The sequence below is a fragment of the Myxococcus sp. CA040A genome (assembly GCF_013336725.1).
GTDB classification, from domain to species: Bacteria; Myxococcota; Myxococcia; order Myxococcales; family Myxococcaceae; genus Myxococcus; species Myxococcus llanfairpwllgwyngyllgogerychwyrndrobwllllantysiliogogogochensis.
On the sequence record NZ_JABUMR010000005.1, the window covers coordinates 884,402 to 900,641 of the forward strand.

The 16,240-nt window shown below is 69.4% G+C and carries 14 protein-coding genes; 6 read left to right on the forward strand and 8 right to left on the reverse strand.

Annotation, left to right across the window (positions count from 1 at the left end; translation table 11 throughout):
- Window positions 1-36: 36 nt before the first annotated feature.
- Both HUA75_RS25445 and HUA75_RS25450 read right to left on the reverse strand, forming a co-directional pair.
- Window positions 37-633, reverse strand: a complete 597-nt coding sequence (locus tag HUA75_RS25445; protein ID WP_141647140.1) for a hypothetical protein — start codon at window positions 631-633, stop codon at window positions 37-39.
- Window positions 634-662: 29 nt separating this feature from the next.
- On the reverse strand, window positions 663-1,355 hold the full coding sequence (locus HUA75_RS25450) for an STAS domain-containing protein (protein ID WP_141647141.1): 693 nt from the start codon (window positions 1,353-1,355) through the stop codon (window positions 663-665).
- A gap of 428 nt (window positions 1,356-1,783) precedes the next feature.
- Here HUA75_RS25450 and HUA75_RS25455 point away from each other — a divergent pair, with 428 nt between their 5' ends.
- Together HUA75_RS25455 and HUA75_RS25460 are read left to right on the forward strand one after the other, a co-directional pair.
- On the forward strand, window positions 1,784-2,458 hold the full coding sequence (locus HUA75_RS25455) for a hemolysin III family protein (RefSeq protein ID WP_174487827.1): 675 nt from the start codon (window positions 1,784-1,786) through the stop codon (window positions 2,456-2,458).
- A 173-nt stretch (window positions 2,459-2,631) separates the two neighbouring features.
- Window positions 2,632-3,243: an ABATE domain-containing protein gene (locus tag HUA75_RS25460; RefSeq protein ID WP_141647143.1), complete on the forward strand. Its 612-nt coding sequence runs from the start codon at window positions 2,632-2,634 to the stop codon at window positions 3,241-3,243.
- Here the strand turns inward: HUA75_RS25460 and HUA75_RS25465 are convergent.
- Window positions 3,240-4,196: a YafY family protein gene (locus HUA75_RS25465; protein WP_174487828.1), complete on the reverse strand. Its 957-nt coding sequence runs from the start codon at window positions 4,194-4,196 to the stop codon at window positions 3,240-3,242. The two genes, HUA75_RS25460 and HUA75_RS25465, sit on opposite strands and share 4 nt — an antisense overlap.
- Window positions 4,197-4,645: 449 nt before the next feature.
- Here HUA75_RS25465 and HUA75_RS25470 point away from each other — a divergent pair, with 449 nt between their 5' ends.
- Window positions 4,646-5,281, forward strand: coding sequence for a LysE family translocator (locus HUA75_RS25470; RefSeq protein WP_141648468.1), 636 nt, complete (start codon window positions 4,646-4,648; stop codon window positions 5,279-5,281).
- 10 nt (window positions 5,282-5,291) lie between these two features.
- On the opposite strand, the gene HUA75_RS25475 is transcribed toward HUA75_RS25470, so the two are convergent.
- Window positions 5,292-5,561, reverse strand: coding sequence for a GlsB/YeaQ/YmgE family stress response membrane protein (locus HUA75_RS25475; protein WP_141648469.1), 270 nt, complete (start codon window positions 5,559-5,561; stop codon window positions 5,292-5,294).
- Window positions 5,562-5,756: 195 nt separating this feature from the next.
- Here HUA75_RS25475 and HUA75_RS25480 point away from each other — a divergent pair, with 195 nt between their 5' ends.
- Window positions 5,757-7,067, forward strand: coding sequence for a chitosanase (locus tag HUA75_RS25480; RefSeq protein WP_174454687.1), 1,311 nt, complete (start codon window positions 5,757-5,759; stop codon window positions 7,065-7,067).
- 29 nt (window positions 7,068-7,096) lie between these two features.
- Here HUA75_RS25480 and HUA75_RS25485 read toward each other — a convergent pair whose 3' ends face one another.
- Window positions 7,097-9,514, reverse strand: a complete 2,418-nt coding sequence (locus tag HUA75_RS25485; RefSeq protein ID WP_174487829.1) for a YfhO family protein — start codon at window positions 9,512-9,514, stop codon at window positions 7,097-7,099.
- Between the two features lie 90 nt (window positions 9,515-9,604).
- On the opposite strand from HUA75_RS25485, the gene HUA75_RS25490 reads away from it, so the two are divergent.
- Window positions 9,605-11,083 (forward strand): ATP-binding protein, encoded by a 1,479-nt coding sequence (locus tag HUA75_RS25490; RefSeq protein WP_174459650.1) that lies wholly within the window; start codon window positions 9,605-9,607, stop codon window positions 11,081-11,083.
- On the opposite strand, the gene HUA75_RS25495 is transcribed toward HUA75_RS25490, so the two are convergent.
- The 3 genes from HUA75_RS25495 to HUA75_RS25505 form a co-directional block, all read right to left on the reverse strand.
- A complete protein-coding gene (locus tag HUA75_RS25495) occupies window positions 11,067-12,857 on the reverse strand; it encodes a methyl-accepting chemotaxis protein (RefSeq protein WP_174487830.1) in 1,791 nt (596 codons plus the stop codon). The genes HUA75_RS25490 and HUA75_RS25495 overlap by 17 nt on opposite strands.
- Before the next feature lie 211 nt (window positions 12,858-13,068).
- Window positions 13,069-13,845 (reverse strand): TenA family transcriptional regulator, encoded by a 777-nt coding sequence (locus HUA75_RS25500; protein ID WP_141648474.1) that lies wholly within the window; start codon window positions 13,843-13,845, stop codon window positions 13,069-13,071.
- A gap of 246 nt (window positions 13,846-14,091) precedes the next feature.
- Window positions 14,092-14,667 carry an NUDIX hydrolase gene (locus HUA75_RS25505; RefSeq protein WP_141648475.1) on the reverse strand — a complete coding sequence of 192 codons (576 nt, stop codon included), beginning with the start codon at window positions 14,665-14,667 and terminating at the stop codon, window positions 14,092-14,094.
- A gap of 155 nt (window positions 14,668-14,822) precedes the next feature.
- Here HUA75_RS25505 and HUA75_RS25510 point away from each other — a divergent pair, with 155 nt between their 5' ends.
- Window positions 14,823-16,229, forward strand: a complete 1,407-nt coding sequence (locus HUA75_RS25510) for a sigma-54 dependent transcriptional regulator (protein WP_141648476.1) — start codon at window positions 14,823-14,825, stop codon at window positions 16,227-16,229.
- Window positions 16,230-16,240 lie beyond the last annotated feature (11 nt).

Sequence of the window (16,240 nt, forward strand, 5' to 3'; positions counted from 1 at the left end):
TCGAAGGGGCGCGAGGCTCGGGCAGTCACGCGCGAACTACCAGCTGACGACGAAGGTGCAGGAAGCCCCGCCCTTCTGCCGACAGCCGTGCGTCGGGTCGTGCGTCACCGTGGCGTTGGGCATGAAGCGCTGGGCCATGCCCTTGACCAGACCCTGGTCGAACCGACACGGATAGGGATTGCCACACACCACATAGCCCTCGTTCTTCCCGGCGATGGCGGTGTAGGCGTAGTGGCCAATGCCCTCCAGCATCTCCCCCGTGGCGGGGTTGAACATGTCCTTGCCGTTCTTCCGGTGGTTCATGTGGAAGGCCACGTCGATGGAGGCCAGGGCCTTGTGGATGTCGGTGATGTCCGGAGGGAACACGGCGTTCTTCGGAATCATCGACCCGACCTTCTCCAGGCCGCGCCCGCCCAGCAGCGTGTCGATCTTCTTGTACGCCAGCAGGTAGTCCTCGATGGGGTACCAGGCGCTGGGGTCGAGCGCTCGCTCTCCCCCGGCGCCGCGCGCCTGGACCTTCATCACGTCCAGCAGGGCATTCACCAGCACGGAGAAGGACTGGATGGCCTCGACGATGGAGACGACACTCGCGCCCGTGACGGTGATGCCGGGCTCATAGGAAGCTTGTGACATGTTGATGAGGTTCCTGAGAGGGTTCGGCCTTACCGACCGTTGGACTCGAAGGCACGGTGGGCGGTGTGGTTGCGCAGATACATGAAGCACTCCTTCAACCCATCCCGCAGGCTGCCGAGCGTCTTCACATCACGCAGGTCCACGCCAATCTGAGTCAGCGTCTGCGCGATGACGGGGCTGATGCCCGTGACGACGCAGTAGGTGCCGAGCAGGCGGGCGGCGTTGACCATCTTCACGAAGTGGTTCGCGGTGGAGGTGTCCACCACCTCCACGCCCGTGATGTCGATGATGGCGCACCGGGCCTTGCCCTGGGAGATGCGGTGCAGGAGCCGCTCGGTCATCTCCAGCGAGCGCTGCGTGTCCACCACGCCGACGATGGGGAGCGTCAGCACGTCCTCCCACAGCTCGATGATGGGCGTGGAAAGGTCTCGGATGGCCAACCGCTGCCGCTCGATGGTGGAGAGCTTCTCCTCCAGCTCACGCCGCGCGACGTCGAGCTTCCGGATGGACTGCTCGTTCTCGTGCACGGACGCGTGGAGCTGGCGCGCGAAGAGGTTGATGGTTTCCTCGAACGAGGAGAACGCATCGTCGTTCTCCAGCGGGATGAGGTGCTGGTCCGGGTTGAACTCCCCGAGCGAAATCATCGCCAGCACGTCTCGGATGCGCTCGAGGCGCTCGAGGTTGACTTCGACGACCTGGGACTGCGGTTGCGACTGATTCATGGGGCGAGGAGGCCCGGACCGTGTGTCAGGGAGAACAGCGTGAACGGCCCGATACCGGAGCTTTTCGAAAGGATATGCCCAAATCCTCACATGGCTTCAAATGGGTGGAGGCAGACCCGGATGAAACACCGAATTCACCGTCTACACCGCTCGAAGCCGGATACCCCTGCAAACATCGCGAACCCTGGGGCGGCGGGCAATTCCTCATCAATCCAGACATGAACCCTGGCAATCAACCGAGCGCTCGCACCCCAATCCCATATCAACCGTGCCGGAAGCGACATCCGGACGCGCTCGTGGGCTCGCGGGCACCTTCGCGTCACACGATTGAGGAGCAGTCGACGCTTGCGGCGGGAGTCCCGTCCACGGGCTGACGCGACGCCTCGCGCGCTGACGCGGCGATGACCTGCCGTGACTAGGACAGGGGCATGGCGTCCATCGACCCACCCGAGACCCGCACCCTCCTGGCGGACGTGAAGCCCCGACTGCGAGGCGTGTCCCATGCCCTGGCCTTCCTGGCCGCGCTGTGGGGCTGCTTCGTGCTCGCCATCGCCCCCGCCCAGGGCACGCAGCAACTGGCCGATGGGGTCTTCGGCTTCTCCCTGGTCCTGATGTTCGGCACCAGCGCGGCCTATCACCTGCCCACCTGGAGCCCTGTCGCGTACCAGCGCCTGCGGCGGATGGACCACGCGGCCATCTACCTGCTCATCGCGGGGACCTTCACCCCGCTGGCCACGCTCGACGCCCCGGGCGCCTGGACGGAATACCTGCTCGGGGTGATGTGGGCCTGCGCGCTCACGGGCGCGGGGCTCTCGCTGCTGGGCATCTCCGGGCCACGCGGCGTCCGCTCGGTGCTCTACACCCTCCTGGGCGCCATGGCGGCCCCGGTGATGCTGCGGCTGCCCGGCGTGATTGGCGCCGAGCGGGCCTCGTGGCTCCTCTTCGGCGGCGCCCTCTACGCCGTGGGCGCCGTCGTCTACGCGCGCAAGTGGCCGGACCCCAGCCCCGCCGTCTTCGGCTACCACGAGGTGTTCCACATCCTGGTCATCGCCGGAGCCAGCACGCACTACGCCGTGCTCGTCGACTTCCTCTGGAACCGCTGAAAACGTCGCGCGTCCGCGACCGGGGCGCCCCACTTCGTCAGCCCGCAAGCACCCTACGTGCGACTCGTCGGCTAGACACAGCAACCCCATTGACAGGTTACGAACTTCGAGCGTGCTTCCGCGCCCGTTCCATATAACTTGTCAATGTGGTTTCGAACTTCACCGAGGTCCCCATGGCCGCCAGGCATCGCCCCACTCCCGCGCATCCCCCTGTTCCGAAGGGAGAGCTGAGGGACGGGTTCAAGTTCCGCTCGGGGCGGCTGTCGTTGGACCTGCCGGCCACCCTGGCCGGGCGACTCCAGGATGTGCCGAGGGACTTGCTCCAGGCACCGGCGGACCTGGGACGGTGGCTGGTGGCCGCGGGACTGGCCACTCAGATGCAGGAGCCCTCGGCGGAAGAGCTGACGCAGGCGCGCGAGCTGCGCGAGGCCATCTACCGGCTGGGCATGGCGCGCGCGCGGGGCGAGAGCTTCTCCGCCAGGGACCGCGCCATCCTCAATCGCTGGGCCGCGGAGCCGCCTCCGGCGCCGCAGTTGGGGCCTCGGGGCCTCTTGTGGACGGGCGCGGGCGTGAGGGGACAGCTCGCGGCGGTGGCACGCGACGCCGCGGAGCTGTTGGGAGGTCCGTTCGCGGAGCGCATCCGCAACTGCTCGCAGGAAGGCTGTGCCCTGCTCTTCGTCGACACCTCCCGCTCCGGTCAGCGGCGCTGGTGTTCCATGGCGGGCTGCGGAAACAAGGCCAAGGTGGCGGAGTTCCGTCGGCGCCAGCGCGCGGACACCCGCTAGGTCGCCCGAGCCAGCGCCAGGAGCCTGCGGGCCTGGGCCTCCAGCGCGGCACGCATCTCCTCGGGCTGCTGGACGTGAAAGGCGAAGGGCAGCCGCGACAGCTCGCGGGCGAACCAGTCCAGGTCTTCGGTCTGTCCGAGCAGCCGCACGCCGCCTCCGTCCATCGGCTCCAGCACGCCCAGCGTGGCGAAGATGGCTCGCCGCGCGGTCGCCAGGTCCGTGTCGAGCCGCACCTCCACCGCGTGCGCGCGCGGCAGGCTGGCCACCGCGAGCGTCACATGCGCCAGCGCATCGAAGCCGTCGGGCCGCTCGAAGCTCATGTCGAGCGACTGCACGGCGCGCACGCGGTCCAACCGGAACGTGCGCAGCCCCTGGCGCAGGTGGCAGACGCCCACCGCGTACCAACGTCCGCCGCGCCAGACGAGGCCATAGGTGTCGAACTCGCGTTCGGTGTCCTCGTCCCGTGCGGCGCGGTAGGACAGGCGCACGCGCTGCCGCTGCTGCGCCGCGGCGCTGAGCGCGACGAGCGCGGTGTTGTCCAGCGTCGCCCGCGAGCCGGAGATGTCGAGCGTCACCGACTCGTCCACCGCCCGCACCCGCCGCTTGAGCGGCGCGGGCATCACCCGCTCCAGCTTCGCCTGGGCGCTGGCCACCGCGGGTGCCGCTTCCGCCAGCCCCATGCCCCGCGCGGCCAGCAGGCCCACGGACAGCGCCAGGACTTCGTCATCGGTGAACATCATGGGCGGCAGCTTGAAGCCCGCCACCAGCATGTAGGCGCCGTCGCGTCCGCGCTCGGCGGTGATGGGGATGCCCAGCTCCTCCAGCTTCAGGATGTAGCGACGCACCGTGCGCCGGTCCACCTCCAGCCGCCGCGCCAGCTCCGAGCCGCTCATCCGCCCATGCGTCTGCAACAGCTCGAGCACGGTGAGCACACGCGTGGTGGGACGGGACATGGGGCGCGAACCTAATGCCCATGGCGCCAGATGTCCGACGAAGCCCGCTCGCATTCACTCCAGGTGAATAGAAACCAGAAGTGTCCCGGGTCGGTGTCCCACACCTACCGTGAAGGAACTTCGCTCCCACCCGTCACGGGCCGGGAGGACCGCCGCAACTGGCCCTCCCTGACGGGCCGGGCTCCGGGAGCAGCAACGACGGGCTGGGCTCCGGGAGCAACGACAACGGGCTCTGGAAGCAGCGACAACGAGCTCCGGGAGCAGCGACAACGGCCAGGCGTCACCCCGATTCGCGGCACCGCTGGTCCGAGCAGGGACGGACTTCGGCTTCACGCTGGAGCCCTGTCCGAATCAGGACCGATTCCGCCCTACATGCCCCGTACGGTGCCATTCATGGCCTCGCCCCAGTCCGGGCGCGCTGGCGCTGACGGAAAGGCTCGCGGAATCCGATGACGCAGACCTCGCACCTGTGGCTGTTCTTCGTGTTGGTGTTTGGCATCGTCATCCTCCCGGGGCTGGACATGGCGTTCGTCCTGGCCAGTTCCCTGGTGGGAGGCCGTCGCGCGGGGCTGTCCGCGGTGGGCGGCATCATCGCCGGGGCCGCGTGCCACGTCCTGGTCGGCGCGACGGGCGTCGCAGTGCTGCTCACCGTCATGCCCGCCGCGTTCAATGCCCTCTTGTGGGTGGGCGCGCTGTACGTGGCCTGGATGGGCCTGTCGCTCGTGCGCAGCCCGGCCGCGTTCTCCGCGTCGTCACAGTCAGGGCAGCGCTCGGCGGCGGCGACGTTCCGTCAGGGAGCCCTCACCAACCTGCTCAACCCGAAGGCGTACGTCTTCATGCTCGCCGTCTTCCCGCAGTTCCTGCGGCCGGAATATGGGCCCATCTGGCTCCAGGCCCTGGCGCTCGGCGCCATCATCGCGCTCACGCAAGCCGCGGTGTATGGCGCCGTCGCGCTCGCCGCGGACCGCGCACGCGGCTGGCTGGAGTCACGTCCCTCCGCCAGCGCGCGCGTCGGTCAAGCCGTGGGTGGCCTCATGATGCTCGCCGCCGTCGTCACCGCCATCGAAGGCTGGCGCAGCACCTGACACCGCCCACTCATGTTCTGCGGACGGTGCTCGAACGAATGGCTCTCAAGATGAGCAGCAGGACGACGGCTCCGATGAAGGCCACGAAGATGGTCCCCGCGATTCCACCGAAGGGCTGCCCCGCCCCCAGGGCGCGGAAGATGAAACCACCCAGGAACGCGCCCACCACACCCACCACGATGTCTCCGATGATGCCATAGCCACCACCCACGACGGCCGACGCCAACCATCCGGCGATGAGGCCGATGACCGCCCACACTAGAATCGTCTCCAAAGACATCACGTCCCTCCTCGCGCTGAAGTGACCTGAAGACAGGATAAGCACGCCGGTTCGCGCTCGGCTGGAAGCCAGGTCGTTCGCAAGACAAGCAAGAAGGCGTCCGACCGGATTTAACTGACTTTCTGCTCTTCCAGAGGTAGCTGAAGCTTCAGCCGCTCCAGGTGTCGGAGCCGGCCGAAGCCAAGGAGAGCGCGCATGGGACAGCGTCGGAATGATTCATTGTGGATGAAGTGGGGAATGCTGGTGTGGGTGGGAGCGGCGGTCGCCGGCTGCGCACCGGAGGCGGGTGAGGACGGGGCGGAGGTGGGACAGGCGGAGCAGGGGCTTGCGGCCTGCTCGTATGTGATTACGACGAACACCTACGTGGGCGCGGACTGGTGGGGCACCCTGGTGTTCCAGAACACGGGCACCAGCGCGATGACGAGTCCGACGATTGCGTTCGGCGTCCCCAGCGGCGTGACGTGTGACCACGACGAGCCGGGCTGGACGCACACGCAGAGCGGCTCCACGTGTACGTACTCGCGGACGTCGGGGCTCACCGTGGGCGTGAATGCGTCGTACACGTTCTACTATTCGACGAACACGAACACGTCGTTCACCGCGACGAACGTCGTCATCAGCGACCCGAGCTGTGGGGGCACCGTGCCGCCGGTGACGGGGCTCACGGCGAACCAGAAGAAGGTGGCGGAGGCGCTCACCAGCATCTGGGAGAACGACACGCCCACCATCGACTATGCGTACTCGGAGAACATCCAGGACGGGCGTGGCTACACGAATGGACGCGCGGGCTTCTGCACGGGCACGGGCGACGCCATCCAGGTCATCCAGTGCTACAACGCCCGGCGCAGCGCGGCCAACGGCAACATCATGGCCAAGTACATGCCGGGGCTGACGACCATCAACAACCGCTTCCTGTCCACGGGTCAATCCCAGCCATCCACGTCGGAGCTGGATGTCATCGGCAATTGGACGGCGGATTGGGCCACCAGCTACAACAACACGACGACTCGCGCGGACTTCAAGGCATGCCAGGACCAGGTCAGCGACCAGTTCTATTACACGCCGGCGATGAACGAGGCGAACAAGTGGGGCGCCACCCAGGCCCTGTCGAAGATGGCGCTGTATGACGCGTACATCAACCACGGCGAGTCCGGCGTGAAGAGCCTGACGCGCGCGACGAACATCGCGCTGGGCAACACCGGGCAGGTGGCGCCCTCGGTGGGCTACAACGGCATCACCGAGTCGGCGTGGCTCCAGAAGTTCATCGAGAAGCGCCGCGACGTGCTGGCCGCCGACTCCACGTGGGTGGACGCCATCGACCGAATCGCCGCGTACGAGAAGCTGCGTCGCAGGGGCAACTGGGACCTCTCCGCCGCCGTCCGCAACGACGTGCGCGCTCGCGACTGCTGGACCACGACGTATCCGTTCAGCGGCTACACCGTGCGCAACATCAACGCGGACGGCACCTGGAGCACGCCAGCCACGTACACGTTCTCATGTAACTAGCGGCACCCTGACGCCCTGGTGTGAGTGCGTCAGGGCGTCGTCGCCGCGCGCGGGGGCTCGGAGGATGCGGGCCCTTCGCGACGCAGCCGCCTGCGCAGTGGCGCGGCCACCCAGGTGAGCAGACAGAGCAGCAGGCCCAGTCCGCTCACCGCCAGGGAGGCCGCTTCACCGGGAGGGGCATACCGCCACACCACGCGGTGTGCTCCCGCGGGGACGGCCACGGCGCGCAGCGCGTGGTTCGCGGGAAGGACCTCCGTCGGGACCTCATCCACGGTGGCGCTCCAGCCCGTGAAGTACGCGTCCGACAGCACCAGGACGGAGGGACGCGTGGCATCGACCTCCACCTCCACTTCGTCCACTCCGTACCGCGTGAGCGTGGCCTTCCCGGAGTCACCTCCCGGAGGCGCCGTGGGCAAGGGCTCGCGACACTCGACGACGGCCTGCTGGCCGGGGACGAAGTCGGGCGAGGCAATGACGGCCAGGCTCTCCTCCGGGCCCGACACACACCGAGGCGGGGCGAGGTAGACGCGCGGCAGGGGTCGGGGATGCGCGAGCAGGGAGACCTTGAAGGGCTCGCTCGTGGACAGCACGTTGTTCCGCAGCCGGCGCTCCTCCACCTGGGTCTCATCCGCGACGAAGTAGCCCACGCCCGCGAGCGGCCCATACCGGTTCCACCACTGACGCTGATCCTTCAGGAGGTCCGCCACGCGAGCGGACAACGCGGGCAGGTACCAGTTCGCGCTCTCCACGCCCCACGCCGACGCGCTGTCCGCCGCGAGCACCATCCGCGTGCCCGCCACCTGCGCCTCATCCGGAGTCAGCCCTTCCACCGTCTCCGGCAGGGCGATGCCCGACGCGGTGTAGACGCGCGCGCGGCCTGGCAGGGACGGGCCCTCGCGCCGCTGGAGCTCCTCCACGAACGGCGGCGCCGTGGTGAGCAGCCGCTGGTCACACGAGACATAGATGGGCTCGCTGACGCGATACAGGTCCGCCGCGAGCAGCAACACCCAGCCCAGACCCACCTGCCTCGGGTGTGCCGCGAAGAGGGCGAACAGGCCCATCCCCACACAGGTCACCGCCACACAGGCGGCGTCCACCGTGAGCCGCTCCCCGACCTGACGCGACAGCTCCGCCCAGGACGCGTCCGGCCCCGAATAGAAGCCTCGCAGCGCCTGCGCCAGCCACAGCCCCGCGCCCGTCAGCGCCAGCAGCAGCATCCCGGCGCCCAGGCCCACCAGTCCCCAGCCCGCGCGACGACGTCCGCCCCTGGCGCGGTCCAACAGGTCCTGGGCCCCCCACGCCGCGAGCACCGCCAGCCAGAAGGTCACATGCACCGTGAGCTTCTCCGGATAGCGGAAGGCCCGCCACGGAGGAACGAGGTCATAGACAAAGCCATACAGAGGCGTGTGTCTGCCGAACATCAGCAACAACCCCAGCACCGAGAAGCCCACCGCCACCTGCACCCAGCGCTCCCGGCGACGCGCCACTACGCACACGCCCGCCAGGAACAACACCGGCAGCCCGACATAGAGCGAGCGCGCCCAGAAGTCCGTCGTCTGCATGCCCAGCAGTCCCTGGGCGACGGGGCCGCGAAGAGGCGGCTCCAGCGCGAAGACATTGCCCACCGCCAGGTCGAGCAACCGCAGCGGATGCACCGACCAGAGCTGCGCGGACTCGGCGGTGCGGCGCTCCGCGAAGGTCTCCCCCAGCACGGACGCGGAGGCCCAGAGCTGCGCGGTGGCCACCAGCGCCGCGAGCAGCAGTCCCGTCCCCGTGACGAGCAGCACCCGACGACGCGTCACACCAACACCGAGCGGACACAGCACCACGACGAGGAGCACCGTGGCGCCGCACACCGTGAAGCCCTGCGGGTCTCCCGCGAAGAGGACCGTCGGAAGGACACATCCCAGCGCGCCCGCCATCGACCAGGAGCCGCGTGCCAGCACCGAGTCCGCGATGAGCAGGAGCCAGGGCAAGGCGGTGGCGGCCTGGAGGTACAGCAGGTTGTTGGTGAGGCTGACCAGGTACCCACTCAGGGCGAAGGCCAGGGCGCCCAGCGCGGCGGCGAAGGGGAAAGCATCACGGGCCCGCAGGAAGAGGTACGTCCCGGTGGCGGCCAGCGGGTAGCACAGCAGCGCCATCGCGGTCAGCGCGCCGGGCCCGTCGAACAGCAGCGCCAGCACGTTGGCTGGATGGAAGACCCCCGTGACGGTGGCGCCCGCGAAGGGCTGTCCCAGCGCGTTGAAGGGATACCAACCGGGCCAGACGCCCTGGCTCACCGCGTGCGCCCAGTACGCCTTGGCCGGGGCGAACACCCGCAGCATGTCCCGCTCGCAGAGCGCGCCTCCCGTCGAGAGGAGTCGGTGGAAGAACAGCAGCGTGGCGACGACCGACGCACCCAGGACGACCAGGGGCTCACGGAGACGGGGCGAAGAAGGAGAGCGCATGCGGGGGTGCCTCGGGCTTCTACCAGATGAGGGACGTCCGCTCGAAGACGGACCGCGCACGGGGGCGCTCGGCTAGAGTCCGCGCCACGCATGAGCGCGGAGCGACGAAACGCCTTCCCGTGGAGAGAGCTCCCCAGCCTGCTGTCGACGCGGCTGCTGGCGGCGTTCCTCGTCCCCACCCTGCTCTTCGTCGCGGTGGCGGGCACGGCCGTCTACCAGCTCGCGCGCTCCATCCTCGAGGAGGAGCTGGGCACCAGCCTCTCCAACATCGCCGCCGCCACCGCCAGCCAGCTCAACGGCGAGCGCATGCTCACGATTGAGGCCGGCGACGACTCGGGCGGCACCCGGACGTGGCGCAACCTGGTGCGCCTGCTGGAAGGCGTGCGCGAGGCCAGTGGCGCGCGCCGCGTCTTCGCCGTGGACGTCCAGGGTCGGGTGCGCGCGGACGTGGGCGGCGGCCTGCCGGTGGGCTCGGAGGTGCCGGAGCTGGCGCGCGACAGGCTGGAGCTGGCGCGGGTCTTCGCGGGCGAGCACGCGGCCAGTCAGGTCCTCTTCACCGGCTCGGATGGGCGGCTGTACAAGACGGGTTATGCCCCCATCGTCCACGCCGGGAAGGTGGTGGGCGCGGTGGGCGTGGAGGGCAGCGCCGCGTTCTTCGGCCCGCTCCAGCACCTGTCGCGCACGTTCGTCATCATGGGCGCGCTGGCCCTCACCGCGCTCGCCATCATCGCGCTGCTCACCGCCCGGGGGCTGGCGCGTCCGCTCGGCCGGCTGATGGACTCCGCGCTGAGAATCGGCCGGGGAGACCTCACCACGCCCGTGCCTCCGGAGCCCACGCGCGAAATCGGCGTGCTCGCCCGTGAGCTGGAGGTGATGCGCGGCGCGCTGGAGAGTCGGGACCGACAGTTGAAGATGATGCTCGCGGGCGTGGCCCACGAGGTGCGCAACCCCCTGGGCGGCATCGCCCTGTTCTCCGGCATCCTCCAGGAGGACCTGCGCGCGGGCGCCCACGAGGAGGCCCAGGAGCACGTCGAGCGCATCCAGCGAGAGGTCGCCTTCCTCCAGCGCATCGTCGAGGACTTCCTCGCCTTCGCGCGCGAGCAGCCCCTGGCCCGCGCCCCCGTGGAGGCCCCCGCCCTGCTCTCCGTCGTCCAGGAGCTGTCCTCCGCGGAGGCCAGCATCCGCGACGTGACGCTGGAGGTGGACGCCACGCCCGCCGTGCTGGAGGCCGACGGCAGCCTGCTCACCGCCGCGCTGCTGAACCTGGTGAAGAACGCGGTGCAGGCCTCCGCCTCCGGAGGCCGCGTGCGCATCTCCGGCGCCGAACACGACGGGCGCTATGCCATCCGCGTCCACGACGCCGGCGCGGGGGTGCCGGAGGCCGAGCGCGAGCGCATCTTCGAGCCCTTCTTCACCACCCGCGAGAAGGGCACCGGCCTGGGCCTGCCCCTGGCGCGCAAGATTGCCCGCGCGCACGGGGGAGAGCTGCACCTGACGTCCGCGCCGGGCGACACGACGTTCACCCTGACGCTGCCCTTGAGGCCCTCGGGCGTCAGCTCGCCACGTTGAACTGACGCGCCATCTGCCCCACCTCGCCCGAGACATGGGCCAGCGAGCGCGTGGCCTCCTGCGTGGACTCCAGCCGCTTCATCGTCGCGTCCATGATTTGCGACAGGTCGGCGATGGCGATGGAAATCTGGGAGATGCCGGCGTTCTGCTGCGTCACCGCGGCGGCGATCTGCCGAGCCGCGGCCGAGTTCTCCTGGGACATGAGCGACAGCTCCCGCAGCGAGTCTCCCGAAGAGCGCATCTGGTCCAACCCCGTGCCAATGGTGCGCACGCCCTGCTCACCCATGCTCGCCGCGTCCCGGATGCCCTCGGTGATTTCCTGGAGGATGCGCCGGATGCGCTGCGTGGACTGGATGGACTGGTCCGCCAACGCGCGGACTTCCCGGGCCACCACCGCGAAGCCCTTGCCCTGCTCGCCAGAGCGCGCCGCTTCGATGGCCGCGTTGACGGCGAGCAGGTGGGACTGGGCCGCCAGGTCCTTCACCGTCTCGGTGATGTCGCCAATCTGCGTGGTGCTCTCCGCCAGCTTCGCCAGTCGCTGCTGGATTCCGTCCACCGCGCCGCGAATGTCCGCAAGCCCCGCCACGCTGAGTTCCACCGCTGCCTCGCCCTTGAGGCCCAGCTCCTCCGCGCGCTTCGCCACCTGGAGCACCGCCTCCGCCCGGTCCGCCGCCATGCGCGACGTGCGGCGAATCTCCTCCGACGTCACCTGCGCCTCATGCAGCGCGGCGGCCTGCTTCGTGAAGCTCTGCTGTTGCTCATCGTTGGCCGTGCGCAGGTGGCTGCCCGCCTCGCCCAGCCGCGCGGCCGACGCCTGGAGCGCCAGCGGAAGCTGTCGCAGCCGGGCCAGCACCGCGTTCATCCCCGCCGCCAGGTCTCCCACCTCGTCGGTGGACACCCACGCGGGCGCGACGACGCGTCCCGCCGCCACGGACTCGATGGCCTGTCCCACCGCCTCCGCCGCCCGCGCCTGACGCCGCGCCAGCATCCACGTGGTGATGCCCGGCAACAGCAGCAGCCCACCCACCCACGCCAGGCTGAAGGCCAGCTCTCCCGCCAGCACGCCGCCCAGCTCCATCAGCATCCGCGCCGAGCGCTGCGCGCCCTCCGCCACCAGCTCCAGATGAAGCGTGTCGCGGATGCCCTCCAGCTTCACCATCACCACGCAGCCGCTGAGCACCAGCGCGGCGACGATGGAGCCTCCAAAAGTGAAGGGCAGGAACCACGCCTGTCGGGGCCACGAGAAGCCGCCGCCCTGGAGCACCACCGTCGGGTCCTTGCGCTGCTCCTCGAGCGCCAGCGGCAGCAGCATCCGCTCCAGCGAGACGCTGATGGGAAAGCCCAGCAGCACGCCGCAGCACACGCCGATGATGGTGCCCAGCACGACGAGGCCCAAATCCTTGTGCCAGGTCAGACACACGTGGAGGCTGAACCAGAAGCCTCCCAGCGTCCATCCGACCCAGGACGTTCCCACCGCCACGCGCCACGGGAGTCGGAGGATGCGCTCCAGCCGCGCACCCGGCCTGTCACCCGCGTACGTCCGCAGCGCGCTGCCCACCAGCCACCGCATGAATACAGCGGGGTAGATCATCCCCAGGCCCACGAGGATGGGCGGCAACACCCACGCCACCGCCTTCACACCCTCCCAGCCCGCCACCCCCATGGACATGCCATTGAGGTACGCGGCGATGGGCGCGGCTGGCACCACCCACGCCATGAACACCTTGAGCGCACGCCACCGATACTCGCGAATCACCTTGTCTTCGATGCTCATACCGGTCGCTTTCCCGCGTCATGCGGCCACGAAGAATCCATGCTGACGGGATGGCTCCAGACACCATTCTCCGCACGTCATCGAGTGGAAAGCGAGAGGGCCCCGCCCGGTTCCAGACACTGCACAACCGTCATGCCAGAGCTTGTTGAAAGACATACACATCCAGGAAAACCACCTCCCCAAGCAAACAAGGGCGAGGAGGCGGCCGAGGTCAGTCCGCGCAGCAGGCGCGAATGGCCGCCGAGTACAGGCGCAGGGACTTGCGCGCGGCGGCGGCGACACGGGCGGGCTCGGTGCTCTCCGAGTCCACGGAGAGCTTGAGGATTTCGAGCGCTTCCACCGGGTGCAGGTCGTCGTAGCGGGCGTGGGCCTTGAGCCACATCATGGCGCTCGCGTCGATGCGCGCTCCATCCGAGGCGTAGCCCCGGAAGGGCTCCACCACCTCCTTGGTCCACACACCGGTGATGCCCTCGATGGCCCAGTTGGACGCGGCGATGCCCTCCGCCAGCGTGCCGCGCGCGCAGGTGTCGCGCAGGTGCGCGTGCAGCGCCTGGATTTCCGGCAACGGGCGCACGGAGAAGAGCGAGTCGGGCTCCATGCCGATGGCACGCACCCAGTCGATGAACCACTCCGCGTGTTTCGCCTCGACGCCCAGGTTCTGCAGGAGCCAGCGCCGGATGCTCGCGTCCCCTTCATGCCGCCCATACGTCGTCTTCGCGAGCGACAGGCCCATGTATTTGGGGAAGGACTCGACGATGAGGAAGAACTGCGACAGCACGCGCCGCCAGTACCCCAGCGGCGGGCGACGTCCCTCCGCCGTGTCGCGAAACAGCGGAGGCCAGCAGGCCGCGTTCCAGTCCGCGCGCGTCGACTCCAGCATCGACTCCAGCCAGCGCGGATGCGGCGAGGGCTTCAGGGGCGGAGGCCCATAGCGACGCACGAGTGGCTCGAACGAGGGAACATTCACTTCCAGGCTGGTCGACGACATGGCTCCAGGACGCTCCTTTTCGCGGCGGGTGCCAGACCGACATGGCCCCCCCTCACCCGCCGGAGCGGCCCATAGTGGTGACAGCACCTGCACGCGGCCATGCAACTGTTCGCATGCGACGCTTTTCTCACCGCCATGTTTCAGAATTCGCTCTGGAGCACCCCGAGGGGTCTGTCGCACCGCGGCGTCTGTGTTTCCCCTTCCACACGCGAGGCCGCCCGCATGTCACGGGCGGGCGAGCACGGCTCACGGCGTGCGGGCCACCGCGTGGCGTGCCTTCTCGAGCATGCGGCGAAGGGGCGCTTCATCGGCGCGGGCGAGCGCTTCGTCCCAGGTGAGCCACTGCGCGCCGGTGGACTCGTTGGGGTCATGCGCGAGCGACGCGGGGTCCTCCGCCACGACGAGGTAGCGCACGTCCAGGTGCTGGTGCTCGGGCTCATCGCGCCGGGCGGGGATGGTGTGGATGTCCACGTCGAGCGGCCGGGGCGCTCGGGGGTGGAGCGTGACGCGGCAGCCGGTCTCCTCGCGGGCCTCGCGCAGCGCGGTGGTCTCCATCAGGCCTGCGTCCACGGCGTCCGCATGCCCGCCTGGTTGCAGCCAGCGCTTGAGCTTGCCGTGCAGCACCATCACCACGCGCTCGCCCTCCGGGTCCACCACCACGGCGCTGCCGGTGAAGTGCGCTTCGGGCTGCGCGCGGGAGAAGGGAGACGGCAGCGTGGCCGCGTGGTGGCGCATGCGCTCCAGATCTTCGCGCTCCTTGTCGTCCTGGGGGACATGACGCGCGAGCAATTCACGCAGGGCGGCGGCGTTCGGGGATTCCATGCGCGCCCACGTACCCCCGGGGAGCCCTCGCGCGCCAGCGCCTTCTGGAAGCGGCCGACCGCCACGGTCCGGTGTAGGGTGCCGCCCCGGGTGTGCTCTCATGCGGACGCACCCGGGCGGCCGGCGCCCTCGTGGCATGAGGAAATCGAAACACCATGGCGCGCATTCTCGTCATCGACGACCACGACACGCTGCGCGAGGGGATGACCGTCACCCTCACGCGCTCCGGCCACGCCGTGTCCGCTGTCCGAGGCGGGGCGGACGGCCTGGCCGCGTACCGCAAGGCCCCCTTCGACCTGGTCGTCACGGACCTCAAGATGGACGGCCTGGACGGCATCGCCGTCACGCAGGCGCTCAAGGCGCTGGACGCCTCCGCCGTCGTGATGGTGGTGACGGCCTTCGGCACCATTGAGACCGCCGTGCGGGCGATGCAGGAGGGCGCCTACGACTTCATCACCAAGCCCTTCACGCCCGACGTGCTGCGCGCCAAGGTGGACAAGGGCCTGGAGCTGGCCAGCACCCGGCGCAAGGTGGAGAAGCTGGAGGCGCGCACCGCCGCGCATGACGCGGACGCGGCGCTCTCCCACGGCAGCATGGTGGGCGACAGCGAGCCCATGCAGCGGCTGCTCAGCCAGGCACGCAAGGCGGCGCACAGCAACGCGACGGTGCTGGTGCGCGGCGAGAGCGGCACCGGCAAGGAGCTCATCGCCCGCATGCTGCACCAGGAGTCCCCGCGCAAGGACGGCCCCTTCGTCGTCGTGCACTGCGCGGCGCTGGCGGAGACGCTGCTGGAGAGCGAGCTGTTCGGCCACGAGCGCGGCGCCTTCACCGGCGCGGTGAAGCGCAAGCTGGGCCGCTTCGAGCTGGCCGACGGCGGCACCCTCTTCCTCGACGAAATCGGAGAGATTCCCCACTCGGTGCAGACCAAGCTCCTGCGCGTGCTGCAGGAGAAGGAAATCCAGCGCGTGGGCGGCGAGGAGACCCTCAAGGTGGACGTGCGCGTGGTGAGCGCCACACACCGGGACCTCCAGGCCGAGGTCAAGGCGGGCCGCTTCCGCGAGGACCTCTACTACCGGCTGCACATCGTCCCGCTGATGCTGCCGCCCCTGCGCGAGCGCCCCGAGGACATCACCTCCCTGGCCCGGCACTTCGTGGCCAAGCACGCCCCCCGGGTGAACCGCCGGGTGACGGGCATGGATGAAGGCGCGCTGCGCGCCCTGGCCCGGCATGTGTGGCCCGGCAACGTGCGTGAACTGGAGAACGTCGTGGAGCAGGCGCTCGTCTTCGCCGAGGGCGACGTGCTCACCGTCACGGACCTGCCCTCGCACCTCACCGGCGCCGCGCCGCGCATGGACGCGGGGCTGCCCGTGCCCCATGGAGACCGGCCCCTTCCAGACATCCTGGAAGATTTGGAGCGGCAGCTGATCGCCCGCGCCTACGAGAAGGCGGGGGGCGTGAAGACGGAGACCGCCCGGTTGCTGGGCATCAAGACGTCCGCGCTGTACTACAAGCTGGAGAAGTACGGCTTCCTCCCCAAGGGCACGCCACCCGACGAGGGGTAGTCTCGAAAATC